This is a genomic window from Streptomyces sp. PTL18 (assembly GCF_059510295.1).
In genome coordinates this window covers 1-227 of the sequence record NZ_JCAJZO010000180.1, presented here as the reverse complement: position 1 = coordinate 227, position 227 = coordinate 1, and the positions used below count along the sequence as shown (strand labels likewise).

1 protein-coding gene is annotated in these 227 nt (G+C 73.1%); it reads left to right on the top strand.

Annotated features, from left to right (window positions below; translation table 11 throughout):
• Window positions 1-227: hypothetical protein (locus tag AC5WS8_RS39550; protein WP_496108298.1), on the top strand; the 227-nt coding region annotated here is incomplete at both ends.

Below are 227 nucleotides of genomic sequence, written 5' to 3'. Positions count from 1 at the left end.
GTGGAGCTGCCGACGTACGCCTTCCAGCACGAGAGGTACTGGCCGGCTCCCGCGCGGTCGGAGACCGTGGCCGGTGCGGGCGGTGAGATGGACGCCCGGTTCTGGGAGGCCGTCGAGCGGGAGGACCTGGAGTCGCTGGCCGGGGAGTTGGACCTGGAGCGGGATGTCGTGGGCGCGGTGCTGCCCGCCCTGACCTCCTGGCGCCGCCAGAACCGCGAACAGGCCGA